Here is a 25,266-nt window from a genome sequence, read left to right on the forward strand (position 1 = left end):
TCCTAGCACTTTCTTGTTTCTCCTTATATTTATGAGACAATATCCCATATATTTCGCTTATACGTTTTATTTTCTCAATAAGGGGAAAAAGAGAAACAAAGAAAAGGAGGGATTGACATTGGATAACAAAGATAAAGAAAAGTTTCTTGAAGAGCGTAACAATAAATCTAAGGCATTCAAAGAGAATCAAGAAAAGCAGCTAGAGCGTGACCAAGTTGTCATGCCCATTGAAGATTTACCAATTGATGAAATTAAATATGAACGAGAAGAAGAACGAAATAAAAAGGAAACTAAACAACGTTCCACCAGCGAAAGATTTTAAAGAAAAAACCAGCCAATCTAAGGCTGGTTTTTTCTTTAAGAAATCATGTTGTAAGTCACCCCAATTGGCAGCTATCTTTTCTGGCGGCAAGATGTAGATATCATGTTTTTTCATTTCATTTCACAATTCTCATTTTTTATTACCCGAATTTTATTTTTGTCTTGATAATAAGTATATTGTCCATCTAAATTCAATCTAAAAATAACGGTATACATTTACATGGAAAAATAAAAAAAGCCATTCTTTATAAGGATTCGTCTGTCAGTTTTTATTTGCTTCTTGATTGATTTAAAATGATTTAGGGAGGCTTTACTATTATACTTCTCTTCCCTCCCCTCGCTTCCAAAAAAAAACATTGACTGAAATGAATGATTCTTTACAATAGACTTTTAAGAATTAAAGAATATAATGGATTGGTCAACCATTATAAAGGAGAATCATATGACGAACCCTACTCAATTATTTCATCAATATTTACAAGTATCCAGATCATTAGTTAGTAAAATGAATGAACAAATTACAACCCTTGAAATTTATCATAATCAGTGGACAATCTTGAATTATTTAAAGAACTGTGGATATTCCACCATCCCCGATATTTGCAATTACTTGGATGTAGATAGTGTTATCATCACACGTTCGGTCAACAGCATGGAACAGAATAATATGATTAAGCAGGTCCCTGGAAAAGATGAACAGGAAAAGCGAATCGAACTGACTCCCAAGGGCAAAGAAGTACATACAAAATGCCTTAAGATTGCAGAAAAGATTGAAGGAAAAGCCCTGGATGGCATTACTGAAGAAGAGCAGGACTTATTTTTCCAGACGGTCCTTAAAATCCTCAATAATATAAGGAACTGAATTGGTGCCTTATATTATTGTGAAAGAAGTGATAGTCATGGCCTTTTCCATTGACCTCTTTTGAGTAAGCAACGAGCTAAAGCCATGCCTTTTTTAAAAGTCGGATTCCTTCTTCGATTTCCCTTTCGGTTAAACCACCATACCCAATTAAAATAGTCGGCTCTTTTACCTTCTTTGAATGATAAACCGAAGTTGGATGGACTTTCACCCCGACACTAGCAGCCGTTTGAATGAGCTCTGACTCAGTGCTGCTGTTTTTCACTTTTAACAGAACGTGTAACCCTGACTTTTCACCAATTACAGTTACACGATCATTAAAATTCTCTTCAATTGCATTCAGTAACACCTTATTTTTTTTACGATAAATCGTACGCATTTTATTCAGATGGCGTTCCCAATGTCCATTTTTCATAAAAAGACAGAGCGTTTCTTGAATCATTCTAGAAACGCTCTGTTTGTAACCTTTTAACTTTTCATGATAAATAATAGCTAACTCCTTTGGTAACACCATATAGCCCACTCTAATCGTTGGAATCAACGATTTTGAAAACGTACCTAAGTAGATAACCCTTCCATTTATGTCCAATCCTTGTAAGGAAGGAATTGGTTTGCCTGCATGACGGAATTCCCCGTCATAATCATCTTCAATAATATAGCCGTTGTTTTTCTCCGCCCAATTCAATAATTCCACCCTTCTAGTTATCGGCATGATCATGCCGAAAGGAAATTGATGGGAAGGTGTGACATAGGCAACATTCGCAGCACTCTCTTTCAAAGTGTCAACACTCATTCCACTTTCATCTAACGGAATGAATGTCATATGGGCTCCCTCCAACCTCAATACCTCCCTAACCCGATGAAAGCAAGGGTCTTCCACCCCAAAGATCCGCTCATTTCCAAGAAGTAACCGTAGTAGATGGATTAAATACTGTGTACCTGCACCGATTATGATTTGATCAGGAACACAGCGAACTCCTCTTGATTGAAAAAGATAGGCAGCAATCTCAGTTCGGAGACCAACTTCCCCTTGAGAATCACCACTTATAAACAATTCTCTTTCCTGATGATACAACGTATTATTTAAACATTTTTTCCACACGGAATGCGGGAAAGAGTCTATGTCCACCCGTCCATGGTTAAAATCTATCTTGCTCGTTTCACGTTGAGGGTATATCATTCCCTGTGAAACAGGCAACTGTTCCATTATAGGTAGTATCCGTTCTAAATCAGCTACGTAATAACCTTTCCTTAAACGACTTTCCACATATCCTTCTGCTATTAACTGCTGATAAGCTGCATCCACTGTATTCAAGCCTATTCCTAAATGAACGGCAAGCTTTCGTTTAGAAGGTAATTTAATTCCAGCATTTATTTGTCCATTCTGAATTTCCACTTTAATATATTCATACAACTGAAGATATAACGGCTCTTTTTTTGTTTTTTCTAGAGTTAGAGTGATTTCAAACATCTGGACCTCCCTTAAAACTGGTTCTATAAATTATATCAGTTTTGGTTCTTATTACAGGACCAGAATATTTTTATAATTGAGATATCAACCAATAGGAGGAAAAATATGGATTACATTGAGCTAATCGGGAAACATGTGACCCTCACCCCAATGATGGAAAATCATATCGAACCGCTTTATGCTGCTTCCCTGCCATCTGAAATTTGGGAATGGAGCGCCACAAAGATTTTGTCATATGAAGAGGCTGTGTCCTATGTAAAGGAAGGGATTCGAACAAGGGAAAAAGGACTGCATTATCCATTTGTTGTTATCGATCACGCTAATGATTCGATTATCGGCAGCACTAGCCTAAGAAATATTCAATTTGACAATCAGACGCTAGAAATCGGTTCAACTTGGTATCACCCCACCAAATGGCGGACAGCCGTTAACACAGAATGTAAGTACCTCCTTTTACAGCATGCCTTTGAAAAGTTGCGAATGAATCGAGTTGAATTTAGGACTGACGAATTGAACATAAATTCACGAGCGGCCATAATTAGGCTTGGCGCAGTTGAAGAAGGCTTATTACGTATGGAGAAAAAACTGAAAGATGGACGGGTGAGAAATACCATGATTTACAGCATTCTCAAGCACGAATGGCCTATTGTGAAGCAAAAGTTGGAAGCATTTTTGGAAAGATGAGAATAGATAAAAAGAGTGCCTTTTGTTATGGACACTCTTTTTATCCTGCTACTATTTTTCAGATGACTCTTTATGATTTCCCTCGATTTTCGTTAACGAATCCTTTTGCTTTTTAGTTGATCGAATGAATATGAACACGACAATCGCAAATAAAAGCGGCATTAGTAAAGCAAAAAGAAGATAAATCATATCTCCAAAGAACACGTTCCTTCCCCCTAAGCAAGTGCAGTCTTTCACCCGATGAAATGGAGGCCAGCCAATCATTCCGACTAGTTTTCCAACCATCTGAATCCCTGCGTCAACCCGCACTGTTGTCTGTAAAGTTTTTCAGTCCAATTTGATGATCGTTAGAAAGTCTCCGGGTTCCTTCAAATACTTTGTGATAAACGAATCATATCCAGGCATTGAATTCCATTTTCATAAATAGCCTCTGGATAGTTCATAATAAAAAAATCACGATCGACCCCAGTGATTCTAAAACCACATTTTTGATAAAGGGCAAGCTGCCCTATCCCTGAATTCCCAGTACCAATCTCAATAGTTTTGTAACCTTGTGACTTAGCATAGTGAACAGCATGCATGACTAATTGTTTTCCAATCCCTCTTCCGTGAAGTTGTTCTACCACTGCGATGTTGACTATCTCTATTAGTTCAGGTCTTATTTCTAACAAAACATACACTCCGATTATCTGCTCATCTATTTCAGCTACAAAGCACATCCCTTTTTCCAAGTATGCATCGACCAAATCCCTTGAAGGGTCGGCTAATAGCAACAAGTGCATGGGAGGTAACTCATCTGGATATAATTTTCTTATCTCCATTAGTGCTCTCCTTTTAGTTCCTCAACAAGCAGTGATACCAATTCAGATGCTGGAAGTTCCCTACTCAGTTTATATCCCTGTCCTGCCCATAAAGCCATCAATTCAGGATTGTTTTTTTGTCCTGCTGCTTTTCGCATTTGCTTGGTCATATGATGAACATAAGGATAGGCCGCCGGTGCATCATTATCATACTCAGTTAAAAAATGATTCACCAAACCGCGTGCCCGGCGTCCGCTGAAGGCTCGAGTAACCGCCGTTTGAGTAAAACGCGCATCATTAAGAGCTGCCTTATGAACGGGACTTGCACCACTCTCGGGACAGCGAAGAAAAGCAGTACCCAACTGTGCCGATGTTGCCCCTGCTGCAAGGACGGCAGCGATATCCATTCCGTGCATCAGCCCGCCTGCCGCAATAATCGGTAATTCCAGTTCATTTTTAATCATTCGTATTAACACTAAAAGACCATAATCTTCTTCTATCCGGTTTTCAAAACTAGCTCGATGCCCCCCTGCTTCAATACCTTGTACACATAGAACATCGGCACCTGCCCCAGCAGCCGTTTTTGCTTCATGAAGGTTGGTTACTGTTACGACAATAATGGAGCCTACGCTTTGGAGCTCCCTAATTACATCTGTCTTAGGGCATCCAAACGTAAAACTAACAACAGCAGCACGCAACTCTTTTAATACGGCTAATTTATTTACCCAATCATCATCATCGCTGATTCCTTCCCCAATCAAAACCCCTACACTCTCCGCCTCTTTTTCTATTTTTTCACGATAGGCAGATAGTATCTCTTCGTCAACAACCTCTTGATTTGGCACAAAGACATTCACCCCAAATGGGTGATCCGTCAATTGGCGGGTCTCCTCTATTTCTTTTTTCATGGCTTCCGCCGTCTTATAGCCAGCCGCGAGAAAGCCTAATCCCCCTGCATTAGATACCGCAGCCGCAAGCTTTGGAGTGGAAGCGCCTCCTGCCATCGGTGCTTGAATGATAGGATATCCCACTAAATCTTTGAACATTCGATACAACTCCTTTTCATTTTTCTTCATGCTCTTATCATTTTTACGTTTTCTTGGTATAATGATTGTCTGTAAGAGAAAAGTGTCTTAATGATCACCCTTTATATCTTGCAAATATAAAACATAGGTGGTAAATCAAAAATGGAAACAAAGCCCTATAGAGTTTTACTATACTATTTATATGTACCAATCGAGAACCACGAGGAATTCGCAGCCGAGCATCTTGCGGCCTGTAAAGAGCTTGAATTAAAAGGCCGAATCCTAGTGGCATCAGAAGGAATCAACGGAACTGTTTCAGGTACGATTGAACAAACAAACCAATATATGGACATGATGAGAAGCGATTCCCGCTTTGCTGATATCGTGTTTAAAATAGATGAAGCAGATGGCCATGCCTTCAAAAAAATGCATGTTCGTCCTAAAAACGAACTTGTCACGCTTCGATTGGAAGATGACATCAATCCTAATCAGACAACAGGCAACTACTTGAGCCCGAAGGAATTTTTCGAGCAAATGCAAGATGAAAATACAGTCGTCCTTGATGCCAGAAATGACTACGAATATGAAATAGGTCATTTCAGAGGCGCAGTCAAGCCAGATATCACAAATTTCCGTGACCTTCCGGATTGGGTGCGAGAAAACAAGCAGATGTTTGAAGGTAAAAAAATCCTTACGTATTGCACAGGTGGAATCCGCTGCGAGAAATTCTCCGGCTGGCTTGTCAAAGAAGGCTTTGAGGATGTTAGTCAGCTTCACGGCGGCATCGCAACCTACGGGAAAGACCCGGAAGTTCAAGGCGACCTTTGGGATGGTCAAATGTATGTATTCGATGAAAGAATTGCTGTTCCGATCAATCAAAAAGAACATGTCATTGTCGGTCGCGATATTTTCTCTGGCGAACCATGTGAACGCTATGTCAATTGCGCTAACCCTGAGTGCAACAAAAAAATCCTTTGCAGTGAAGAAAACGAACACAAACATATGCGCAGCTGTACTCACGAATGCCGGGTGCATCCGCGTAACCGCTATATAGTTGAGCATAACTTATCTAAAGAAGAAGTAGCAGAAAGACTACAGCAAATTGAAGAAGCCGTTACGGCTGAATAATCAAGCAGACCCGAATCAGTGGATGATTGTCCCTATTCGGGTTTTTTTATCCTCCTATTTAATCTTCAGAAATTTTTTTCAAGATGTAAATCTACATCTTGAAATTCCCCCTACTGCTTTGGCATTCAATAAACTTCTAAACTAACTATCCGAAAATGCAATCACTTCTTGTACTTCTATATCTAATCTTACTTCTATATCTAAATAGAAAAAACCTTTTTAAAAATCAAAAATAATAATTTAAATCAAGAAGAGCAAAAAAGACTTTTTTGTTATAGTACAATTTTCTTCTTTTCATAAACTTTTAATATTGTTTAGGACTTTTCAATCTAGAGGAATCAAGGACTATCCTAGAACTATAGAAAGAATTATCATAATTTTATAACCAATTAATGTTAACCCTGTAAATATAGTGAAAACCAAAAAGGAGGAATTTTTCATGGTAGCAAGTCAACAGCAACCCGGATTACATACTAACTTGTCTGATACTCAACTTCAAAAATTCAACCAAATGCTCGTATTTGTTTCTCAAAATAATGAGTTTTATAGAGAAAAGCTAGATAATATATCTTTTCGAGCTATTTTACATTTTGAATATTCTTAAAATTTACTTCATATTGAATCACCTTGCAATAGAATTTGATAGAATTCATTCCCTTGATGACTCATATTTGGATTTAATGGATGATTCTTGTTTCAGGAAGACTTGTAGAATCCAGTGGGAAACGTAAACTACGTGTATGTTATATTTTAACAAAAGGATTAAAATGGAGGATAACCCAATGTACCAATTTCAACATGAATTTCAACGAAAAGAAAGGATATTTAAGGCCTACATCTTTTTATTTATCATAACAGCGTTAGTCAATGTCTTTCTATTTTTGGTGGATAATAATTCAAGTTACCCGATTCTTCGTGGAAGTATCAGTCTATTACTTTTCTGTACCACTCTATACTTTGGCTTGCGAAGGAACCTTTGGGCTGTGCTTATCATTAAATCTTTTGTCTGGGTGCATCTATTCTTACTAATTATCATCTCTCTTAGTTTTATCTTCATGTAAAAAGCGATTCCTCCTTAGAAGAATCGCTCATACTAATTACTTATTTCCCCTCTTCACTTACAACAATTCCACAAGCTTGTCTGTCACCTGCATCACCTGTTTTCAAGGTATCTTCATCTGGTCCCTTTTCTCCATTAGCTCCATATCGGTCAGGGATATTAGCAAAATTGTCCGGGTTTGCATGAACGATGACAGCCAACTCTTCTTTCTTGAGTTGGTCTACCGTTATGCTATCTAATGTTGCCGTATATTTTGCAGTCCCATCTGCTTTTACATAAAGAGGGGGCATATCCCCTGCATGACTGGAGTGTGTTTCTTCAGTTGGATTGAAGTGGCCTCCTGCTGTAGTAAAAGGGCCTTCCTTTGCATCCGCGTCACATGCTGCGTTTTCGTGAACATGGAACCCATGATAGCCTGGCTCTAAGCCTTCCAAAGCAGTCTCAATCACTACAGAATTCTCATCAGCGGAAAAGTTGACAGTACCTAATGTTTTCCCCTCTACATCTTTGACTTCTGCCTTTACCTGCGGATCTACCTCCGTTGGCGAATCTTGACTCACTGTTTTTGCATCTTCAGCATTTTTGTCGGCACCATTTGAATTATCCTCTGAATTACATCCATACAGTAAAAGGGCAGCACACATAGGCAGCATCAGTTTTTGTTTATAATTCATCCTACATTCCCTCTCTCTTTTATGTATATTCTTCTTACATACTTTCCACTATTATGGAAGAATAAACAGAGATTAGGATAAATAGGTAAATAGATTACACTAGTGAGAGGAAACACCTTACTAATTTCACAGTCAAAGATTTTTTATTGTAGCTTAATAGACTCACATTTTACAATGAGATAACGCCGAAAGTAATGGCTGCTATCGTCATGACGATTGTTGTCCCAAACGCCCATTTAAAAAGAAATTTTTGATGGTCTCCAAAATCCACACCGACAAGGCCAATCAAAATGAATGTCGCAGGTACCAATGGGGATAAGGGAAATCCTATTGTTGAATGACCTAACAAAGCTGCCCTGCCTATTTCTACAGGAGTAATTCCAAAGTTCGATGCTGTTTCACTTATAATAGGAAGAATTCCAAAGTAGTAGGCATCAGGTGAAAAAATGAAGCCCATCGGAATGCTCGTAAGTGCTACCACTAAAGGTAAATGTGCACCAAGCCAATCTGGAATAACCGTTACGATAGAAGCTGCCATCGAATCCATCATTTTTGTTTCCGTGAATACACCCGTAAAAATTCCGGCCGCGAAAATTAATGTACAAATCATGACAAAACTATTGGCATGACTTAGAATTCTTTCCTGCTGTTCTTGTGGATTTGGAAAGTTAACAAATAAAGCTATCGCAAAAGCAGCAGCAAATAAGATTTGGATTGGCAGCACTTCCATCACCAACAACACCATAAGTAAAATTGTTAAGAACCAATTAAACCAAAATAACTTGGATGTTCCATAAGAAGCTTCAACAGCCGCAGCTTGCTCGCTCATTCCAGGAGGCATAGCAGTCTCCATCGGACTAACACCTAATCTCTCTCTCTCCCTTTTGCCAAGTATATAAGCCGCAAACAGTGTCCATAACAGACCGCAAATCATAACAGGTATAAGTGGGATGAATAAATCTGATACTTCCACTTGAAGACTGGCGGCCGCTCTTACTAACGGACCTCCCCAAGGAATAATATTCATGACACCTGCAGCTAAACCAACGACACTGGCCAATACAAGCCTGTTCATCCCTAACTTCATATAAAGCGGTAGCATTGCTGAAACGGTGATCATAAATGTGGAAGAACCGTCTCCATCTAAACCTACTAACATCGTTATAATGGCAGTAGCCATGACAATTTTTAGCGGGTCGCCTTTTACAAAACTCAGTATTTTTGCGATCATAGGTTCAAATAAACCAACGTCAATCATCAAACCAAAATATAAAATAGCAAAAACAATCATGACTGCTGTTGGTGTTACCTTTAAAATACCTGCCACCATCATTTCTCCCATTTCGGAAGCAAACCCACCAATCAAGCCAAAAGCTATAGCAGTGAAGATGAAAGCGACAACTACGGATAGACGCTTTGTGATGACTAAGACAAGAAACGTTAAAATCATGCAAAACCCTAGAATTGATAACATGTGAAAATCTCCTTTAATTTGAAAAGTAAACGTACTTCTTTTTAATGCAATCTACAGACTCCTTTCATTTTTCTTATTTTTCTGAAAAATCAATATTTTCTCATTATATCATTGGTGCATTCATTAAAAAACAAGTTTTTCAAACTCGTACAACCATGTATCCCAAAAACTCATTCAAAATCAAATTCGTTTAATAAATTAGTATAATTCTGTATACTATTATTTAGGAACCCGAAGTTTATTTCGGAGGAAAGAAGTGTTGCTTGTAAATGAATGATCATAAATTAGCTAAACGGAATTTATTCATTATGTGGTTCGCCAACTTCTTCATTGGTGGAAGCATGACAATGGTTCTTCCATTCATATCTTTATACATTGGTACATTCGGCAATTATTCTACTCAATATATCCAGCATTGGTCCGGATGGACATTTGGAATTACTTTTGTGACTGCCTTTTTATTTTCACCTATTTGGGGGCGGATTGGAGACAGGTACGGGAGAAAGAAAATCTTGATTGCCTGTGCTTTTGGAATGGGGTTGTCTATTTTCTTAATGGGCTTTGTTCAAAATGTATGGCAGTTATTCCTCTTAAGAATGTTCATGGGAATATTCACTGGCTTCATTTCTATGTCGCAGGCCTTCATTTCTACCCAGACACCGAAGGAAATAGCCGGACGCGTTTTAGGAACATTGCAAACAGGGAATATAACTGGCTCACTCTTCGGGCCATTGATTGGCGGCATACTTGCTGACACTCTCGGCTATTCAACAGCCTTTAAATTCACCTCTATTACGATTTTCATATCTGGACTTCTCGTTTTTGCGACCAGAGAATACCAAGTGGAACGACAAAAAGGAACAAAGACGAGCTATACAAGCAGGGAGGTTCTCTCGCATATCTTACGGAATCCCATCCTAGTGAATGTCATGCTCATTTCGACACTTGTTCAAGTTGCCCACTTTAGCATCCAGCCTATTCTTTCTTTATACGTTGGCGAATTGCATGGAACTTCCAATCTTGGATTTTATTCAGGTATCGCCTTTTCTGCAGCAGGCCTTGGGAATTTATTGATGGCACGGCACTGGGGCAAGATAGGTGATCGGCATGGACATGTGAAGATTCTTGTGCTGCTCCTTTTTCTGACTGCACTTGTCTACTTGCCTGGTGCCTTTATTAATCATTTTTGGCAGCTTGTTTTTGTACGTTTCATACTAGGCATGGCCATAGGTGGCATCATCCCTGTAAGAATTGCCTACATTCGCCAAGAAGCGCCCGTTTCAATGCAGGGGGAAGTACTTGGTTACAATACGAGTCTACGCTTTTTAGGCAATATCATCGGACCTGCTATGGGCGGAATGGTCGCTGGCTTCTATGGATTCTCAGCTGTTTTCATCACGACCAGCACCTTGCTTCTCATCGCCGGACTTGTCCTTTATGCCGCGATGCACCGCAATCCAGAGTTAGCCAGATCACATTAATCACATTTCCGCAAAACAGCCTGCTTCCAATTTGGAGCAGGCTGTTTTATTCTACTAGCAGAAAACACCTTTTAAATGATAGATAAATGATTAAAACGTGTCTTCATATAATATGAATAATTCAATTGAATATTTTTAGAGCATGTTTTGATAATGAAGGATTTTTTCTTATTAAACTAACCGTACCAGATTAGCATAATAACAATTAAAGGAAATTAAACTATTTTATAGAATTAATAAGGAAGTTTGTTTTCATGGAGGGATGTCTCAATGGCAAAATTGATTTATCATGTTGCAACTACACTTGACAACTTTATTGCAGATTTAAATGGGGTAGCTGACGATTCAATCTTTTTATCCGAAGGAGAGCACGTTACAGATTTCATATCCGATATACAGCAATATGATGCGGTCTTAATGGGCGGAAAAACGTACGAATACGGCTTTCAATTTGGTCTTAAGCCAGGCGAACCTAGTGCTTATAAGGGATTGAAGCATTATATTTTCTCAAACACCATACAGTTTGAATCCAACAATGAAGTGGAACTAATAAAAAGCAACGCAGTAGATTATATACATAATCTCAAAATTACTGAATCCGGTAAGTTGTGGCTATGCGGGGGTGGCCAACTAGGTGGTACGTTAATCAAGCATAAACTCATTGATCAATTAGTGTTAAAGGTCAATCCAGTAATGATTGGTGAAGGTATTCCTCTATTCGGCAGTGTTAAACCTCGTTTGACCTTGGAATTAGTTGATATGAAACAATATACGAACGGAGTAGTAAAACCAACTTATAATATTATTTATTCTTAGAAAATATTGAATTTCTGAGAAATTTAGCTAACGGGTGCTTTACCTCAATAATGGAGGTTGCTTCGGCGACTGTTTTTCTTATGGAACTATCCAGGTAAGCTTGTTGAAGTAACGGACCAGTATAACGAAATTAAGGAATTTTAGGGCTATTTATTAAAATAATTAATAATAACCATTTACTTCAAGGGGGCTTTAGAATGAATCTAAAAGCTGTATTATTAGAACAAATGGGTGCTTGTTATGAACAAAAGAACTGGTTTGTACCTCTTAACATCGCAATAGATGGACTCTCAGCAGAACAAGCTTCTTGGAAATCAGGGGACAGCAATTCCATCTGGCAGATAGTTAACCATTTAATTTTTTGGAATGAACGGTATCTGAACCGATTCAAAGGTCTTCCACTTTCCCAAGAAGAAGTCAACAATAACGCTACGTTTGATAATACGAATCCGAATGAAACAAATGAAGAATGGCAATCCGTAGTATTGCAGTTACTTAGAGTAATGTCTGATTGGGCTGATGCTATTAAAGACTGCGATGAAGAAAAATTTCATAGTGCTGCATATAAGGAATCTGATGCACCTTGGTCGTCAGTTATTGCTAATATAAATATTCATAATGCATATCATATCGGACAAATCGTGGAAATAAGAAAAGCACAAGGGGTATGGGATTCTAAAAATGGAGTTAATTAACTCCTTTCTTACTTAACTTATGGGTAGTATGTTAGTTCTATAAGAAGTATTGAAAATGAGCAAAGCTTTAACCGATTGGTCTCCTCAATACCTAAAAGTAAACCGAATTCATCATTTGCAATTCGGTTATAACTGCATCAAATATTTGATACGTTCATAGAAAAAAGCACTGGATTTTTGAAGAATCCAGTGCTTTTCTTTATTCAATCAGAATATTATTGCCAATCTCTATAAAAGATATAATTGCTTTATCTACACAATTTCAAATCGTCTGGTACGGTTATTGGATTAACAAACTAGGATATACTTCTCTATTAATTTTCAAGAAAAATATAAATCCCTATATAAATATCGTTCCAAATTGTGTAGTAGTTTTAACGTATTTAACATTTCTCCTCTAGACTGATCGTCCTGCTAATTCCTTAATGCGTTCGATGCGCTCCGGATCCTTTGTTGCAAGAAAGTTATCGAGTATTAAGCGGTCATAGCAAAAAGAAAAGTATTGTCGTGCTTCCTCGCTTCTTTTAAGCAAAAGAAGACACTCCGCGACCTCCTCATAAACATATCCATCGGGTTCGCTGTTTTGTTCGGTTTCAGCAAGTAATTCCATCTGTATTGCAAAAGACTCGTCAACTTGTCCCATTAACCGCAGTACCTTTGCTACGCTCCATTTTGCAATAAACACCGAATTTGGGGTGCCTTGCAACTTGCGGAATTCCAACGCTCGCTTGAACAATTCAAGTGCTTCCTCAAGTTTTCCATTCTCAACTTGTGCCCAACCGATATTATTATATAACGAACCTAACCAACGGCTGGCTTTAGGACTCTTTTCGGCATAGTCTAGCGCCTTCAAATTCCATTCCATACGTTTCTCCGGAGTCGATTCAGCAATTCCCAACATATGCGCTGCATCAACAGCGTAATAATCCTCACTGGACTGGATTCCTAATTCCCATGCATTGAGAAATAGCGGAATAGCGTCCATTGATCGAGATGAGGAATTAAAAACTCTGCCTCGTTCCAGAAAATATCTAATTCGCGCCACAACTAAATCCTCTTTCAATAATCTCTCTGCGCGATCCAGCGTCTCATGCGCTATTCTGCATTTTGCCTGCAATCCCTGAGAACGTGCAATTTGAGTCAAAAGTTCAGCTAAGTATCCAATGTTTCCGGAGCCCTCTGCTTGCATTAGCAAACTGATAAATTTCTGCTCGGTTTCTTCAGGTTGATTGTAATCCCACAGCGCATCGAAGTCTAACATAATTCACTCTCCAAATAGTATAATTTATTTCTGATTAGGATAATGTGATATGGTTATTATTACCACAATTACCATACCATCCGTTTTTGCTTTTGAAAACAAATTTATATTACATTTGATGCAATTTTTTATCATAAATATCATACTGTAAATCTGCTTGCATTATTTATGAATGCTTGATCATGGGATACAAAATACAATCTTTCCTTCATATGAGGTTTTATTTAACACTTAAGAAGCTTTAAAATTGAAAGTTTTTAAATATCCTTTAAGAAGAAAAATCGAATTTTAATCAACGTTTTTATAAAAGTGAAAGTCCTATTTAAACAAAAAGAATCCATTTTGATCAAACTTTTTCAAAATGGATTCTTTATATTTTCTGTAAAATGTATATTTACACAATGTTCATACAAAACCCCTTATATAGCCGTATTGGTAGATACCTCAGAAACCGGACTCTTTTTTTGACGTATTCCGATACAGGCCGTGACTCCAAAAACGAATAAGAGCCCTGCACAGGTGAAAAAGGAATATTGAAATCCAGTCGTCGCTGACACAGAATTTTCCACAAAAAGTCCTGTAATATAAGGACCCACAATCCCACCTAATGAGGCAATCGCCATAAACCATCCTTGGATTTTACCCTGATGCCTTTTGGAGATAAGGTTTACTAACAACGTCGGTCCAAGAATAAGAGTTATACAACCAAAGGTTAACCCTAATGAAAGCAACCCAACTGCCAGGATATCAGAAGAAACCATGGTCCCCAGGATATAGCATACAGATCCTAATATCATGACAGGACCGAGTACAAAAACTCTGGAACGGATGATACTATTCGTCTTACTGTATAACCGATCAGACAAGAAAGAGAAGAATAATTGTGAAAGAGTAATTAAGATCCATGGAACTGTAACGGCAAAGCTTAATTGGGTCTCACTGATTTGCCGGACATTAGCCAAATAATTAGGCAACCAATTAAGGCCAAATGTATAAGACCAGTATGTTGCAAATCCACAAAGTGCAATTAAAAGGAAGTTTTTCGAAAATAGGGAAGTTGTGAATTTTGTTTCCTTTTCTCTTTCCTCCATGTCCATTTCTATCGGTGTGGATATAGTTGAAGCCTTTTCTTCTGGTTGTTCTTTGCTGAATTTCAACCAAATGAGAACCCAAATTACACCTACAACAGCTGTTGCTATAAAACCGCTTCGCCATCCAAAGCTCTGCATAATATACATCAAGATAGGAGCAGAAATGGCTACACCTAAAGGTCCTCCTATCGAAACAAGCGTCAATCCAAAACTAAGCTTTTGTTTAGGTAGCCATTTAGAAGCAGAAGTCATGGCCAACGAATAGGCAGGCCCTTCTCCAGCACCTAAAATAAGTCTTGTTGCCAATAATAATGGAAAACTATAAACAAAAAAAGTAGAAAACTGAACCACAGCCCATATGATGGCAATGATGGTAATGACCCGTTTGGTCCCAATTTTATCGGATAAAGCCCCCATTAAAATAGCTGATAAAGAATATAACCAAAAGAACACACTGCCCACTAATCCCCATTGCGTGGGTGTGATGTTTAGCTCATCCATAATTTGGACGGAAGCAAATCCAATGATGGCTTTGTCCACGTTACTAATGACAGTCAAGAAAAACAAAAGGATAATCATAATCCAACCTTGCTTTGAAATGACACCTTGCTTTTGAATAGAATTCATACCCATGATCGACCTCTTCCAACTTTTATCTACTTAACACTTCTTTCTTATTTACTACATCATCACACGTCATTAGTTCCCTTATTTCCTCTGGAATCGGCTGAGCCGCTATCCCATTTTCTCCTTTTAAAACCCATCCACGAAGTTCATACCCATAACTGACCCTCTCGCCATTCAAAAATATTTCATGTATGAATTGAATGGTTTTTGTACTCATTTTCCCAACTGTGGTCTTAATGACTATCCATTGATCCTCATGAAGCGGCTTTTCGAACGTACAGCGCACATCAATCAAAGGCAAAATAATATTCTTTTCTTTTAATTGCGCTAAGGGCAAATTCATGGACCGAAAAAAGTGATGTGTTGCATTATCAAACCACTTCAAATAATTAGGAAAATAAACAATACCCGCTCCATCTGTCTCCCCGAATTCAATCATAAACTTGTGCTCATTCTCCCTCATTTTTCCTCCCCCTTCCTTATTACCGCAATTCTCCTTTGAGCTCTGATTCTATTCGCTTTGTTAGTTCTCGTTTCAATATTTTCCCTGATGATGTCATAGGGAGTTCATCCATAAAGACAAATTTGTTTGGAACTTTATATGACACGAGTCTTTGTTCGGCAAATTTTTTAAGTTCCTGCTCGGAAGCTTGCTTACCTGGCCTCAAACGGATTACAGCACAAGTGATTTCTCCGAGTACCGTATCCGGTAAGCCAATGATAGCTGCTTCCATTACGCTCGGGTGTTGATAATAGACATCCTCTACCTCACGAGGATAGATATTGTACCCCCCGCGGATGATCAATTCCTTTTTACGGCCGACAATCCGGATATATCCTGCTTCATCCATCGTGGCCAGATCTCCAGAATAAAACCACCCATGTTCATCCGTAGCCTTTTTTGTTTCTTCTTCCATCTGGAAATACCCCTTCATCAGGCCTGCACTTTTGCAGGCAAGTTCTCCGACTACACCTGGCGGAACTGCTTCCCGGCTATCATCCACAATTTTCACTTCTGCGCCCGGCATCGCTCTGCCTACCGTTTCAGCCCTTAGATGGTCATCATCCTCGAAATTCGTCATCGATAAACTTGCAGATGTTTCCGTCATACCATAGGCCACTAGGATATTGCATTTCATCTCATTCTTAATCCGACGAAGAATTTCAATCGGACAAGGTGCTGCAGCCATTTCCCCGGTTCGTAAGCTCGATAGATCATATGTAGAAAAGTTAGGGTGATTCAATTCTAGGATAAACATGGTCGGCACTCCCGGATGAATGGTCACCTTTTCATGCTGAATTAATTCCAATGCCTTTTCCGCTTTGAATTTTTCCATTAAAACGAGTCTTCCCTGACAGGAAATGGAGCGCAACATGAACATCAAGCCCATGATATGAAATAAAGGAACAGGGATTAAAAATACATCGTTAGGACTACAATCCATTTTATAAGCTGCTGTTCTTGATATACTCACCACGTTCTCGTTGGCGAGCATGACTCCCTTTGGATTGCCTGTCGTCCCAGAAGTATAGAGGATCACACAGATATCATCATTTTCCACTTTAGGTGTCTTTAATATTTTGTGATTTCTTCCTAATTGAATTAAACGATCATAATTGTTAATGGAATCATGTTGAAAACGGACGGAGATGAGATGTATTAATGTGGAAATGCTTTTTTGGGCTTCCATCAATTGTGGGAATTGATCGACTTTACCAAAAGTGTTTGAGAAAAAAACAGCTTTAGCACCCGAATTTTCTAAAATATAAATGATTTCATTTTTGCGGAAATCTATATTTAAAGGAATAAGTATCGCACCTACTTTAGATAGCGCCATAAAAATAACCATAAATTCATTCCAATTTGGTAAACAGACCGCGACCCGATCGCCTTTTTCAATACCTAGCTGAACTAATCCAGAGGCTAATAAATCAGCCTCTACATCAATTTCACCATAGGTAAGACGATTTTCCCCATCAAATATTGCTTCTTTTTCCGGTGTTGTTAAAACCGCATGTTTAAAGACCTGTGATACTGTATAAGAATTCGTCCCAGTATGATTGGCTATCAAATACCTTACCTCCTTTACTAACTAAAACGATTCATTAAATTGCTTCCCAAATTGCAGCAATCCCTTGACCTCCACCGATACAAAGCGAAGATACGCCATACTTTTTCCCGCGTCTTTGCAATTCATAAATTAAGGAAAGTGAAATACGTGCACCACTTGCGCCTAACGGATGGCCTAAAGCCACTGCGCCTCCGTTGACATTTCCAATTTCAGGATCAAAATCAAGCAGTTTTTGGCACCCAAGATATTGAGCAGCAAATGCTTCATTTATTTCAACAAGATCGAGATCCTTAATATCCATCCCTGCCCTTGAAAGCGCTTGCTGAATAGCCGTAACTGGACCTAATCCCATTAATTTTGGATCAACGCCGGAGATTCCATAGGAAACGAGACGGGCTAACGGTTTAATGTTATTTTTTTCAGCATAATCTGAAGATGTTAGAATGACCGCTGCCGCTCCATCATTGATACCACTTGCATTGGCTGCTGTAACGACCCCATTATCTTTAAACCGTGCTTTTAACTTGGAGATTTTCTCATACGTTGAAGCACGAGGATGTTCGTCCCGATCAATATTCACTTCGCCTTTTCTTGTTTTAATAGCTACCGGGGTAATTTCTTTGCCAAAGTAACCTTTTTCAATGGCGGCTAGTGCCCGCTCATTACTTCTTACTGCGAACTCATCGCAGCTTTCTCGGGTGATACCATACTCTGCGGCAATATTTTCTGCCGTGATGGACATCGTGCAATCTCCATATGGATCATATAGGGATTCCCATAGAAAATCGGCCATTGGTGCTTGCCCAAGAGGAATTCCAAAACGTGCTCCACGAATAACATGAGGGATTTGGCTCATATTTTCCGCTCCACCAGCAAGGGCAACTTGTGATTCACCAAGTCTGATGGATTGGGCTGCCGATACAATGGCCTGCAATCCAGAACCGCATAAACGATTGACGGTAAGCCCTGGTGCTGACTGCGGGATACCAGATTTCAATCCAATATGCCTACCTAGGAACACAGCGTCGCCGCTTGATTGAATAACATTCCCCATCACTACTTGATCTACTTCTTCTGGTTTTATCCCTGAACGGGTCATTGCTTCCTTAGAAGCTATTACACCGAGGTCAATAGCTGAAACATCTTTGAAAGATCCCCCGAATTCAGTAAATGCCGTTCTTGCTCCCTCTATTAAAACAATATCGTTTCCCGCCATGTTTTGTATCCTCCCTTTTATAAGGGGACGCTGGCGCCCCCATTTTGTTATTTAAAAATAGCTTTTCTTTTTTCTACGAAGGCCTGCATGCCTTCCTTACGGTCAGAAGAGGCAAACGTGTTACCAAAACAAGCCATTTCAATATCCAGTGCCGTATCTAAGTCTGTATTGGCGCCTGCATTAACTGCCTTTTTCATCATCTTCATTGCCATCGAAGATTTACCTGCCAATTTTACTGCCCATTCTTTCGCTTCAGTCAACAGTTGATCTGCAGGAACGACTTTATTAACAACACCAAGTTCATAGGCTCTTTCACCTGAGAACATTTCTCCAAAATACAGAATTTCCTTAGCCGCTTTTTGGCCAACTAAACGCTGAAAACGCTGAGTTCCTCCGCCTCCTGGAATAATCCCCAGATTAATTTCCGGAAATCCGAATTTCGTGCGTTCAGAACAAATAATCAAATCACAAGCAAGGGCAAGCTCCGCACCGCCGCCTAAAGCAAGACCATTTACAGCTGCAATTATAGGTTTTGACAGCCGTTCCATTTTTTCAAAAGCTCCTCGGGAAATTTCATTATTCTGCAGAATCTCCATTTCCGTCAGGTTCATCATCTCTTTTATGTCTGCGCCGGCTGCAAATGATCGATCGCCACTGCCCGTAATGATCACTGCTCTTACCCTGCTGTCACGGTCCAATTGATCCATAAGCATAGAAAGTTCTTTAAAAGACTGCCAGTTTAATGGATTGTGAGGGGGTCTATTCAAATAAACAGTTGCTACCCCTTGCTCAATTTCATATTTCAACACTTCTAATTCCACTTTTATTGCCCCCTCATTTTTTGTCGTGGTCATAAAATCCTGCACCTGCCTTTTTACCTGTACGTCCTGCATTTACGATTTGGCGGATAAGTTGAGGAGCTGCAAAACGACCGTCTTTAAATTCATCATAAAAATAATCCATGACGTGCAAACCAATATCGACACCTGCAAAGTCCTGCAATTCAAAAGGACCCATTGGATAATTCAATCCCAATTTAACGGCTTTATCAATATCTTCATAAGAAGCTACCCCTTCTTCAGCCAATCTGATGGCTTCAATGAATTGCGGAATCATGATTCTGTTCACGATAAATCCAGGCGAGTCTTTTTTGACTTCGATTGGTTCTTTGCCAAATGCCCTTGAAAGCTCCATTAATTTTGATACGGTATCATCGCTTGTATTATAACCACGGACCACTTCCACTAATTTCATGATTTGCGCCGGGTTAAAGAAATGCATACCCGCTACCTTCTCAGGCCGCTTGGTCGCTCCTGCAATGACTGTGATCGACATCGATGAAGTATTGGTAGCAATTATCGCTTCTTCGCCAAGAACGTTATCTAACTGGGAAAATATCGCTTTCTTCGCTTCCAAGTTCTCGATGATTGCTTCGATAACAAAGTTGGCTTCCTTTAAATCTTCCAAATTAGTCGTTGTTGTGATTCTTCCCAGCACCTCAGGCTTTTGCTCTTCCTTCATCTTGCCTCTTGCTACGCTTTTATCCATGAACGTTTCCATTCTATTAATCGCATTATCTAAAAATCGATCTTCTACATCACATAAAATTACTTTGAAACCGGATAACGCTGCTTGATGAGCGATTCCTCCCCCCATTGTTCCTGATCCTACGACCCCGATAATTGTCTCTGCCATTTTCATTTCCTCCTTTTTAGTTAACTCAATATCTCTTTTGCAATGACGACACGTTGTATTTGATTTGTACCTTCGTAAATTTGCATGATTTTAGCATCACGGAAATACTTCTCAACTGGATATTCCCGAATGAATCCGTAACCTCCGTGAATTTGCACCGCATCTTCGGCTACTTTCATTGCGGTATCAGCAGCGAAACATTTAGCGAAAGAAGCATGCTTCGCTGAAGGCGTACCCTGTTCCAAGAGAAAGACAGACTTATGAACCAATAACCTTGATGCTTCAATGGTCATCGCCATATCAGCCAGCATGAATTGGATGGATTGGAAATTAGCGATTGGCTTTTTAAATTGTTTTCTTTCCTTCGCATAATTTAAAGCGCTTTCATATGCTCCCTGTGCAATTCCTACCGCCTGTGCTCCAACCATCGGCCTCGCAAAAGAAAGTGCTTTCATAAAAATCTTAAAACCTTTTCCTTCTTCTCCAATTCGATTTTCAAGGGGTACAAAGACATCATCGAAGATAACCGAAGCTGTGTTAGAAGCTCTAAGCCCCATTTTCTTTTCCTTTTCACCAACCGTAATACCTTCAGAATCTCTTTCGACAACTAAAGCCGTAAAAGAATTTTCCCCATTTTCAAGCGTCTGTTTGGCGAGTACTACATAGAAATGAGCATAACTTGCGTTGGTGATAAAACACTTTTCCCCATTTAATATGTAACCGCCATCTTTTCTTACAATAGTTGATGACATGCCAGATACATCACTGCCCGCGCCCGGTTCTGTTAAGGCAAAAGAAGCATATTGCCCTTCTTCGGTTAAACGTTTCAAATATTTTTGCTTAAGTGATTCATCCCCACCAACTAAAATTGGATAAGATGAAAGTGAATTAGCTTCCAATGAAGTTGCTATGCCAGCACAGCCTCTTGCTATTTCTTCCACGATTAAGGCATGTGATAATTTATCAATTCCAGGACCTCCGTATTCCTCAGGAATAGATAGATTGAATAGTCCACATTCCCTCAACTTGTCCATGATTTCTACCGGGAAAGCCTCTCTTTCGTCGAACTCTCTTGCTAGTGGAATGATTTCAGCATTCACTACATCCCTTGCCATCGAAACAATCGCTTGCTGATCATCTGTTAAGTTGAAATCCATAGGTGCCCTCCTAATTGACTGAATTTTTATTTTATTATCTAATAATTGTCATTATATCTCCATATATTAACCAGTTATAGGTACATAGCGTACTAAACGGATCCCTTTAATTCGTACATTTTGTACCAATCGAGATCCAGAGTGTAAACCAACTGTGTATCATATCCTCAGTTTGAATAACCCTCATTTTATATTTGAGCGACCGCTTTCCCATTTATCCAATGATCATAATTCAGCCTGACTAATACCTTGTACTAGGAAATACTAACTCTTATTTAGAGAACCATTACCTGATAAAATTAATATATATCTATCTTTTCCTAATTGGCAGTTACATCTTGGAATAAAACCCCTTCGAGAAGAACCACACCAAAGGAAAGTTCGCTTATCACTTGTTCTTTCCCTCATTAGTTCTTCCCATTTAATAGATAAGTATTTTTTCTGGACTTCCAAAACGAGTTAATTTTTATGTTAAGATTATTTTAGGCAAATTTTATGAAAGTAAAAGACGCAAAGCCACGGGCCTAAACCAACAATTTAGTTGTCATGGCAGCCGGGTTGCCAAGATATATCTTGATTAGATTAATTAATTATTTATTTCTTGCCCCCTTTTTAATTTGCCTAAAATTAGATAAAAGAGGGTTTTATATGTTTTTTCCTACTATTTATTCAGCTAATACAGATGAGAGACACATAGTTAAAGACAAATATACTTGTGCATGCGGCGCAAGATATAATGTATTCACTATGTTAACCAGAAGGGATCTTAGAAAGATCAGCTTCAAGCATTATAAAGAAGTAACATGTCCCGAATGTAAATCAAGCATTATTTATAAAGAATAGTTTCTGGTCTTACTTTTGAGTAGACTTGCTTGCTCTTTCTTGGATCATAGACCTAAATTCTATTCACCCTATCATTTCGATACAGAAGCGCTCACACGTAGCTTTTTCCTCTGCACTGGCTTTCTTTCCTTCTTTCTTCTAAAGCTTGCTTGATCCCACCATATATCATGTAAGATGAAGAGAGAAAGCTTGTGCAAGTACACAAAAGGCTACTTGAATCTTATAAACTCTTCTATTACTAATGAATCTCAGATAAAATTTTTCACAAAAAAAAGCCCCCTTCAAGGCCTTTTATCATTGATTATGTTGAGGAGGACACATTTTGTCAGTCTATAACTGGCTGGATTGATATAAATCATGAAGTTTATAAGCAATCATCAGATTTAATCGCGTTTCTGCGTCTTCTAGATCCATGTCTAGAATGTCACGAATTCTTTCCAACCTGTAGCGCAGAGTACTGCGGTGTATGAAAAGTACATCCATGGTATTTTTCAGATTTCCGTTATTAAATAAATAGGCTCTTAGCGTATTCATAAGATCTGCTCCACTTCCCTTTGCATATTCCATCAACGGAGCTAAATACTTTTTCAGAAATAAATCGGCAAGTGCAGGGTCTTTCAGGTTATTTAAAAGAGAATACGAACCCAATTCATCAAATATAGCTAGACCATTTTTCGGGAAGCCATTTCGGCTAACATTATAAGCATGCATGGCCTGTTTGTAGGCATAATAATAATCCTCCAGCTTATCTGTCGCCCCTCCCACTCCCATATAAATCGTCAAGGAAAGCTTTTTGAAAATCGGTTGCTCTCTAAGATATTGATATAACTCTCCCCAATAAGAGGAAGCCAGGTCTTTTTCTCTTTCTACTGGAATCATGAGAATCATCATATCATCTCTTTTAGTCACGATGATTTCTTTGTATTTAAGATACAGCTGTTCTTTCATATGATCCCATTCCGAGGCTTTTTCTGCTTCTCTCTCGATCAGGTTCGAATGGGAAAGTAAAGATTCCTCTTCCAGTTTTAATGCAGCAATCCGGTGTGGCCGATATAAATCTATGTTCATTAGCGTCGCGTATTCCACTATTTTAGCCTTATCCTCTATCTTCTCTTCAAACAGTTTAGTTATATAACTGTCCTTCACCTGCTCTTTAGTTTCTATGATCAGTTTTTGTTTGATGAACTGAATGGCATATACATTTAGCGCATGTCCAATTGTTAAATTCGTAACCTCATCCACAGCATTCTTATTTGTGATGATCGCTAAATAGCCTAATAATTCCCCACTTCCTATTACAGGCCAAAAACCAATAGCAGTAGAGTCCTTTTTATAATCTCCGAGCCATATTCCCCGTTTTCCCTTACCGATTTTCGCTTTCTCTTTCTCAATAAGACTATATATATCGGGAAGTGAATATTCATCCTCGTTTTCTAGATGAATAGAGATGTACCTGAAGAATCTATCAAAAAGAATGATTGAACAGGACAACAACCCGCTGAGGGTATCCGTGATGACATCAAAATCTTCCCCGTACAATGTCTCTTTGACCAGTTCCTGTTGATAGCCCATAATCTTTTGTAACCGCTGCTTTAAATGAATTTCATTTAAATATAATCTAGCGTTTTCAAATAATGCGGCCACATGGTTTGATAAAAATTTTAGAAGCTCAAGGTCCCCCACTGTGAATGCGCCCATTGCCTTATTGGCTAAATGAATCATTCCCACAGTTTTAAGATTTACCACCAACGGAACCGACAACTGAAAGCCACCCGATTTTTCAAAAAATGGAAAGTATGTACTTAATTCATTCTCTCCTATAACCCTAATATTTTCTTCCAGTTTAGGAGAGCCTATCAAAGGGCTTTGCAAATAAAAACAGTTTTCCGATTCATCGAACAAATAGATGGAGGCGTCCTCTGCCATCGTACCTTGGCATGATAGCTCTAGCACCTTTTGCACTAACTCTTCCATCGATGAACCCGGGGTCACATTTTCATTGACCCATCTTATGCTGCTTAACTTTCGTTTCTCAAATTCCTTCTCCTTTGCAAGCTGCATAGCAACTGCGACATCTTTTCCAAATTCAACAAAAATTTGCTCAACTTCAGAAATTAAAGGAACGAAATTATGAAAACCAATAATACAGAACCCATAGCTGATTCCATCATCTTTTAAAGGTACAGTAAACCAGGTTGAAATTCTTTCATTTTTCATTAACTTATAAAATTTGCAATTGAGGCTGCTTTCTTCTTTCCTAATATCCCATCCTTCTTCGAGAATCTCCGGAGAGCATTCACTTAGATGAATTGGAAAGGAATCTGCAAAATGCGGCGAACCTCCTTTCCATACTTTTGGATATAAGATATCATCTTCTCTTAAAACGATTGCCACGAAATCCCATGAAAACTCCAGTTGAAATGATTCTACCGTAAAATCTAATGTTTCTTGAATTGTATCGAATTTCACTAAATTTCTTGCAGTCAATCTTAAATGCGTTTCAATTTTTTCTACTAATTTCGTTCTCTTCTCACTTTTATTCATAGGAGCATCCCCTGTTCTTATCCATTGTTGAAGAATAACCCACAGTAAATACAGAAAAATCAGTATATTAATAGTAACATATCGCAAAAGGTAAACAGAAGTCTTTGGAAATTCAAACATTTAAACCCAATGATTCATACCTCACCAAAGTCGAAAAAATGCCCTAGATTCCCTATCAAGCATGTGACAGCTATACCCCTTATCAATACATTTCACTTAAAGTATTTCTTCCCCTTCTGTGAGACATCCAGACTTTTTGTCTCAAAAGTAAA

Annotated in this window: 24 protein-coding genes and 1 riboswitch; of the genes, 9 read left to right on the forward strand and 15 right to left on the reverse strand. The window is 38.7% G+C overall.

Going from position 1 to position 25,266, the window contains the following annotated elements; all coding sequences use genetic code 11:
• The first annotated feature begins 118 nt into the window (after positions 1-118).
• Both JFU50_RS04275 and JFU50_RS04280 read left to right on the forward strand, forming a co-directional pair.
• Positions 119-322, forward strand: a complete 204-nt coding sequence (locus JFU50_RS04275; RefSeq protein ID WP_053344821.1) for a hypothetical protein — start codon at positions 119-121, stop codon at positions 320-322.
• Between the two features lie 441 nt (positions 323-763).
• Entirely contained in the window at positions 764-1,183 is a 420-nt protein-coding gene (locus tag JFU50_RS04280) for a MarR family winged helix-turn-helix transcriptional regulator (protein ID WP_201182153.1), read from the forward strand.
• A gap of 76 nt (positions 1,184-1,259) precedes the next feature.
• Here the strand turns inward: JFU50_RS04280 and pdxR are convergent, their stop codons facing one another.
• Positions 1,260-2,651, reverse strand: a complete 1,392-nt coding sequence (pdxR, locus tag JFU50_RS04285; RefSeq protein ID WP_201221826.1) for a MocR-like pyridoxine biosynthesis transcription factor PdxR — start codon at positions 2,649-2,651, stop codon at positions 1,260-1,262.
• A 105-nt stretch (positions 2,652-2,756) separates the two neighbouring features.
• Between pdxR and JFU50_RS04290 the strand changes: the two genes are divergently transcribed.
• Positions 2,757-3,335, forward strand: a complete 579-nt coding sequence (locus tag JFU50_RS04290; RefSeq protein ID WP_201221828.1) for a GNAT family N-acetyltransferase — start codon at positions 2,757-2,759, stop codon at positions 3,333-3,335.
• A 51-nt stretch (positions 3,336-3,386) separates the two neighbouring features.
• Here the strand turns inward: JFU50_RS04290 and JFU50_RS04295 are convergent, their stop codons facing one another.
• From JFU50_RS04295 to JFU50_RS04305, 3 genes are all read right to left on the reverse strand, one after another.
• Positions 3,387-3,539: a hypothetical protein gene (locus tag JFU50_RS04295; protein ID WP_162258201.1), complete on the reverse strand. Its 153-nt coding sequence runs from the start codon at positions 3,537-3,539 to the stop codon at positions 3,387-3,389.
• 164 nt (positions 3,540-3,703) lie between these two features.
• Positions 3,704-4,156, reverse strand: coding sequence for a GNAT family N-acetyltransferase (locus tag JFU50_RS04300; RefSeq protein WP_053344817.1), 453 nt, complete (start codon positions 4,154-4,156; stop codon positions 3,704-3,706).
• Positions 4,156-5,181, reverse strand: a complete 1,026-nt coding sequence (locus tag JFU50_RS04305; protein ID WP_201221830.1) for a nitronate monooxygenase — start codon at positions 5,179-5,181, stop codon at positions 4,156-4,158. The genes JFU50_RS04300 and JFU50_RS04305 overlap by 1 nt, the downstream gene beginning before the upstream one ends.
• Positions 5,182-5,322: 141 nt before the next feature.
• Here JFU50_RS04305 and trhO point away from each other — a divergent pair, with 141 nt between their 5' ends.
• The 3 genes from trhO (at position 5,323) to JFU50_RS04320 (ending at position 7,349) form a co-directional block, all read left to right on the forward strand.
• Positions 5,323-6,288 (forward strand): oxygen-dependent tRNA uridine(34) hydroxylase TrhO, encoded by a 966-nt coding sequence (gene trhO, locus JFU50_RS04310; RefSeq protein ID WP_201221832.1) that lies wholly within the window; start codon positions 5,323-5,325, stop codon positions 6,286-6,288.
• Between the two features lie 439 nt (positions 6,289-6,727).
• A complete protein-coding gene (locus tag JFU50_RS04315; protein WP_201221834.1) occupies positions 6,728-6,892 on the forward strand; it encodes a hypothetical protein in 165 nt (54 codons plus the stop codon).
• 178 nt (positions 6,893-7,070) lie between these two features.
• Complete coding sequence (locus JFU50_RS04320) at positions 7,071-7,349, forward strand: hypothetical protein (RefSeq protein ID WP_201221836.1); 279 nt, start codon at positions 7,071-7,073, stop codon at positions 7,347-7,349.
• A gap of 40 nt (positions 7,350-7,389) precedes the next feature.
• Here the strand turns inward: JFU50_RS04320 and JFU50_RS04325 are convergent, their stop codons facing one another.
• Together JFU50_RS04325 and JFU50_RS04330 are read right to left on the reverse strand one after the other, a co-directional pair.
• Positions 7,390-8,022, reverse strand: coding sequence for a superoxide dismutase family protein (locus JFU50_RS04325; protein WP_201221838.1), 633 nt, complete (start codon positions 8,020-8,022; stop codon positions 7,390-7,392).
• Between the two features lie 169 nt (positions 8,023-8,191).
• Positions 8,192-9,496: a CitMHS family transporter gene (locus JFU50_RS04330; protein WP_201221840.1), complete on the reverse strand. Its 1,305-nt coding sequence runs from the start codon at positions 9,494-9,496 to the stop codon at positions 8,192-8,194.
• Positions 9,497-9,765: 269 nt separating this feature from the next.
• On the opposite strand from JFU50_RS04330, the gene JFU50_RS04335 reads away from it, so the two are divergent.
• The 3 genes from JFU50_RS04335 to JFU50_RS04345 all read left to right on the forward strand — a co-directional run bounded on the left by JFU50_RS04335 (position 9,766) and on the right by JFU50_RS04345 (position 12,488).
• Positions 9,766-10,977 (forward strand): MFS transporter, encoded by a 1,212-nt coding sequence (locus JFU50_RS04335; protein WP_201221842.1) that lies wholly within the window; start codon positions 9,766-9,768, stop codon positions 10,975-10,977.
• A gap of 270 nt (positions 10,978-11,247) precedes the next feature.
• Positions 11,248-11,793: a dihydrofolate reductase family protein gene (locus JFU50_RS04340; RefSeq protein ID WP_201221844.1), complete on the forward strand. Its 546-nt coding sequence runs from the start codon at positions 11,248-11,250 to the stop codon at positions 11,791-11,793.
• Between the two features lie 197 nt (positions 11,794-11,990).
• Positions 11,991-12,488, forward strand: a complete 498-nt coding sequence (locus JFU50_RS04345) for a DinB family protein (RefSeq protein ID WP_201221846.1) — start codon at positions 11,991-11,993, stop codon at positions 12,486-12,488.
• 397 nt (positions 12,489-12,885) lie between these two features.
• Here JFU50_RS04345 and JFU50_RS04350 read toward each other — a convergent pair whose 3' ends face one another.
• The 9 genes from JFU50_RS04350 to JFU50_RS04390 all read right to left on the reverse strand — a co-directional run bounded on the left by JFU50_RS04350 (position 12,886) and on the right by JFU50_RS04390 (position 24,994).
• On the reverse strand, positions 12,886-13,749 hold the full coding sequence (locus JFU50_RS04350) for a tetratricopeptide repeat protein (protein ID WP_201221847.1): 864 nt from the start codon (positions 13,747-13,749) through the stop codon (positions 12,886-12,888).
• Positions 13,750-14,168: 419 nt separating this feature from the next.
• A complete protein-coding gene (locus JFU50_RS04355) occupies positions 14,169-15,473 on the reverse strand; it encodes an MFS transporter (RefSeq protein ID WP_201221848.1) in 1,305 nt (434 codons plus the stop codon).
• 19 nt (positions 15,474-15,492) lie between these two features.
• Positions 15,493-15,930, reverse strand: a complete 438-nt coding sequence (locus JFU50_RS04360) for an acyl-CoA thioesterase (protein WP_056531189.1) — start codon at positions 15,928-15,930, stop codon at positions 15,493-15,495.
• Positions 15,931-15,949: 19 nt separating this feature from the next.
• Positions 15,950-17,539 carry a class I adenylate-forming enzyme family protein gene (locus tag JFU50_RS04365; protein WP_207196264.1) on the reverse strand — a complete coding sequence of 530 codons (1,590 nt, stop codon included), beginning with the start codon at positions 17,537-17,539 and terminating at the stop codon, positions 15,950-15,952.
• Between the two features lie 34 nt (positions 17,540-17,573).
• Positions 17,574-18,755 carry an acetyl-CoA C-acetyltransferase gene (locus tag JFU50_RS04370; protein ID WP_201182176.1) on the reverse strand — a complete coding sequence of 394 codons (1,182 nt, stop codon included), beginning with the start codon at positions 18,753-18,755 and terminating at the stop codon, positions 17,574-17,576.
• 47 nt (positions 18,756-18,802) lie between these two features.
• The gene (locus JFU50_RS04375) at positions 18,803-19,576 is read right to left on the reverse strand and encodes an enoyl-CoA hydratase/isomerase family protein (RefSeq protein ID WP_379159096.1); all 774 of its coding nucleotides are present in this window, start codon (positions 19,574-19,576) and stop codon (positions 18,803-18,805) included.
• Between the two features lie 13 nt (positions 19,577-19,589).
• On the reverse strand, positions 19,590-20,450 hold the full coding sequence (locus JFU50_RS04380; RefSeq protein ID WP_201221852.1) for a 3-hydroxyacyl-CoA dehydrogenase family protein: 861 nt from the start codon (positions 20,448-20,450) through the stop codon (positions 19,590-19,592).
• A 20-nt stretch (positions 20,451-20,470) separates the two neighbouring features.
• Positions 20,471-21,607: an acyl-CoA dehydrogenase family protein gene (locus JFU50_RS04385; protein ID WP_053344797.1), complete on the reverse strand. Its 1,137-nt coding sequence runs from the start codon at positions 21,605-21,607 to the stop codon at positions 20,471-20,473.
• A gap of 475 nt (positions 21,608-22,082) precedes the next feature.
• A riboswitch (cyclic di-GMP riboswitch) is annotated at positions 22,083-22,173 on the forward strand.
• A gap of 607 nt (positions 22,174-22,780) precedes the next feature.
• Complete coding sequence (locus tag JFU50_RS04390; RefSeq protein WP_201221854.1) at positions 22,781-24,994, reverse strand: helix-turn-helix domain-containing protein; 2,214 nt, start codon at positions 24,992-24,994, stop codon at positions 22,781-22,783.
• Positions 24,995-25,266 lie beyond the last annotated feature (272 nt).

Source organism: Peribacillus sp. TH14 (genome assembly GCF_016651145.1).
GTDB lineage: Bacteria > Bacillota > Bacilli > Bacillales > DSM-1321 > Peribacillus > Peribacillus butanolivorans.

Bases quoted from the DNA above. Each gene is read 5' to 3' on its own strand.
- JFU50_RS04280 (WP_201182153.1), top strand. From the start codon at position 764: ATGACGAACCCTACTCAATTATTTCATCAATATTTACAAGTATCCAGA.
- pdxR (WP_201221826.1), bottom strand. From the start codon at position 2,651: ATGTTTGAAATCACTCTAACTCTAGAAAAAACAAAAAAAGAGCCGTTA.
- JFU50_RS04290 (WP_201221828.1), top strand. From the start codon at position 2,757: ATGGATTACATTGAGCTAATCGGGAAACATGTGACCCTCACCCCAATG.
- JFU50_RS04300 (WP_053344817.1), bottom strand. From the start codon at position 4,156: ATGGAGATAAGAAAATTATATCCAGATGAGTTACCTCCCATGCACTTG.
- JFU50_RS04305 (WP_201221830.1), bottom strand. From the start codon at position 5,181: ATGTTCAAAGATTTAGTGGGATATCCTATCATTCAAGCACCGATGGCA.
- trhO (WP_201221832.1), top strand. From the start codon at position 5,323: ATGGAAACAAAGCCCTATAGAGTTTTACTATACTATTTATATGTACCA.
- JFU50_RS04315 (WP_201221834.1), top strand. From the start codon at position 6,728: ATGGTAGCAAGTCAACAGCAACCCGGATTACATACTAACTTGTCTGAT.
- JFU50_RS04320 (WP_201221836.1), top strand. From the start codon at position 7,071: ATGTACCAATTTCAACATGAATTTCAACGAAAAGAAAGGATATTTAAG.
- JFU50_RS04325 (WP_201221838.1), bottom strand. From the start codon at position 8,022: ATGAATTATAAACAAAAACTGATGCTGCCTATGTGTGCTGCCCTTTTA.
- JFU50_RS04330 (WP_201221840.1), bottom strand. From the start codon at position 9,496: ATGTTATCAATTCTAGGGTTTTGCATGATTTTAACGTTTCTTGTCTTA.
- JFU50_RS04335 (WP_201221842.1), top strand. From the start codon at position 9,766: ATGAATGATCATAAATTAGCTAAACGGAATTTATTCATTATGTGGTTC.
- JFU50_RS04340 (WP_201221844.1), top strand. From the start codon at position 11,248: ATGGCAAAATTGATTTATCATGTTGCAACTACACTTGACAACTTTATT.
- JFU50_RS04345 (WP_201221846.1), top strand. From the start codon at position 11,991: ATGAATCTAAAAGCTGTATTATTAGAACAAATGGGTGCTTGTTATGAA.
- JFU50_RS04350 (WP_201221847.1), bottom strand. From the start codon at position 13,749: ATGTTAGACTTCGATGCGCTGTGGGATTACAATCAACCTGAAGAAACC.
- JFU50_RS04355 (WP_201221848.1), bottom strand. From the start codon at position 15,473: ATGGGTATGAATTCTATTCAAAAGCAAGGTGTCATTTCAAAGCAAGGT.
- JFU50_RS04360 (WP_056531189.1), bottom strand. From the start codon at position 15,930: ATGAGGGAGAATGAGCACAAGTTTATGATTGAATTCGGGGAGACAGAT.
- JFU50_RS04370 (WP_201182176.1), bottom strand. From the start codon at position 18,755: ATGGCGGGAAACGATATTGTTTTAATAGAGGGAGCAAGAACGGCATTT.
- JFU50_RS04380 (WP_201221852.1), bottom strand. From the start codon at position 20,450: ATGGCAGAGACAATTATCGGGGTCGTAGGATCAGGAACAATGGGGGGA.
- JFU50_RS04385 (WP_053344797.1), bottom strand. From the start codon at position 21,607: ATGGATTTCAACTTAACAGATGATCAGCAAGCGATTGTTTCGATGGCA.
- JFU50_RS04390 (WP_201221854.1), bottom strand. From the start codon at position 24,994: ATGAATAAAAGTGAGAAGAGAACGAAATTAGTAGAAAAAATTGAAACG.